Annotated in this window: 1 protein-coding gene; it reads left to right on the plus strand. The window is 64.6% G+C overall.

What is annotated here, in order from left to right; translation table 11 throughout:
* Positions 1–2282: right-handed parallel beta-helix repeat-containing protein (locus tag GNK13_RS18100; protein ID WP_164103965.1), on the plus strand; the 2282-nt coding region annotated here is incomplete at both ends.

The raw sequence follows: 2282 nt of genomic DNA on the forward strand, positions 1-2282 counted from the left end.
CGTCGACGGCACGCAGCCGCTGACCGAACAGTTCACGATCACCTCGCTCGGAGCGGGAACGATCGGGCTCAGCCGCCCGGTCGGACACGACCGCCCGGCGGCTGTCGACGGGGACCTGGTGACGGTCTCCAAAGATTTCGACGGCCAGGAGCTGCGGGGGCACGTCGCCAATCTGACTCGCAACGTCGCGCTGCGGTCGGAGAACCCCAGCGGGAACCGGGGCCATTTTATGGCGGTCGGGCGTGCCAACGTCGACCTCCGCTACGCCGCGTTCGTGGGGCTCGGCCGAACTTCCAACGCCAACCTCGACAGCACGGTTTTCGCTTCCGATGGGACGGTCTCCCACGAGGGAACCAACCAGGTCGGCCGCTACTCGCTGCACCTGCATCATCTCTCCGGTCCAGCCGAGGGGCTGGAGGCGGACCCGGCGGTCGACCCGGCCGGCTTGGCACGCCGCCAGTTCCGCTTGATCGGCAACGCGGTCAGCGACGGAGAGAAGTGGGGGATCACGGTCCATGGCAGCCACTACGGGCAGATCGCCGGGAACGTGGTGCACGACATCGCCGGAGCGGGGATCGTGACCGAGGATGGCTCGGAGTCGTTCAATAACTTTACCGGGAACTTCGTGCTCGGTGTCGAGGGCACCGGCTCGACCGGTCGCTATGACGAGGAAGGGCGTCGCGGAGCCGGCTTCTGGTTCCGCGGGAACCATAACTACATCAGCGACAATGTGGTTGCGGCGGCCGAGGAAGGTTATGGGTTCTATATCCAGAATGCCTCCGGCAACAGCCAGCAGGCGAACATGCGGGTCCACATCCCGCGGTTCCCCGGTGCCAGCACTCACATGGAGGGTCAGTACGAAGTCCGCACGATCAACTCCCTGCCGCTACCGGAATTCAGCGACAATGAAGTCTACGCGGCGACCCAGTTCGGCGTGGGGTTGTGGAGCATTCAGGCGCTCCCGAAAGACCAGGAACCGGTGTTCGAAGACACGGTCATCTGGAACAGTACCGGGACCGCCGTCTTCCTCGATTACTCGACGGCTCGGTTCGACGGCTTGACGGTGCGGGGGCACGCATCGAATCCGACAGCGGTCGCCGTTCGCGGTCACAACGCGAATGGAAACAGCGGCCCGCTGACCATCCGGCGGTTTGACTTCCAGCAGGTTCGGCACGGATACACCGAGGACAGCCGGACGGTCCATTCGCTCGTATTCGAGGATGGCTACGTCCGGAACTACGAAGGTTTCCGAATCTCCACCGAGCAACAAGGACTTCACCCGCGGCGGTACATCTTCCGGGATGTGAAATTTGATCCTGTGGCCGGTCACGAGCTGAGTGCGATCGACCCGGTGTACGATTTCCGTTGGTCTCGGGGCGGTACCTACCTGGCCTACGTGCTGCATGACATCCAGATATTGATGTACGACTACCAGGGAGTGTCGGGAGAGAACTTCCGTGTATTCTTTGACCAGCAGGATCCCGAGGCGGTCATCGACAAGCGGTGGATCACCCGGGCGTATGCGGAGATCGTGGATTGGGAGCTCGATGGTCGCCAGGTGCCGATCCGGCAGCACTACTACCGTCTGATCGGCTCCAAAGAGGGTCCGATTACGGTCGGCGAAGCGTGGGAGAAGCACCGCTCGGTGTTCATGAATGCGGCCGCGATCGGCGCCGACTCCGAGAGGCACCCGGAGGTCGGGTTGACCAAGCCGCTCGAGGGCGAGGGCTTGCCGCCGTTTGAGCGGGGTGCTCCGGTTCCGGCGTTTTTGTTCAGCGGCAACCGGACCAGCCACTTGGATTCGACCGTTGAGCTGCGTTACAAGGGGATCGCCGCAGCCGGTGCGGGTGCGATCTATTTCAGCGTCGATGGCGGCCCGTGGCTGGCGGAGACGGACGACGATGGGGTGTTCACGCTCTCGGGGCTGACGCCTGGCGAGCACACGATCACGTCCGCCTACGGCAGCGCCGCCGGGGAGGTCTGGGGGACGCGGATGACGGAGTCCTTTAGCGTCCGTGCGGATGCGAGCACGCCGAGCGTCCCGCTGCTGCTGAGTCCTGCGACGAGCGGAACTGCGGGGACGGTGCGTTTCTCCTGGACGAGCGTGGTCGGAGCGACGTCCTACGAACTGGTCGTCGAGGACGAGGAAGGTCGGCTCGTCTACCAGGGGCAAACGTCCGCCACCGAGTTGACGCCCCCGAGCGAGCTGGGCGAGGGAAGCTACCGCGTGCGAGTGCGGGCTGAGGTGGACGGCAGCGACGAACCGCTCTGGAGCCCCTGGG

This window comes from Candidatus Laterigemmans baculatus (assembly GCF_010367455.1).
Taxonomy (GTDB): Bacteria; Planctomycetota; Planctomycetia; order Pirellulales; family Pirellulaceae; genus Laterigemmans; species Laterigemmans baculatus.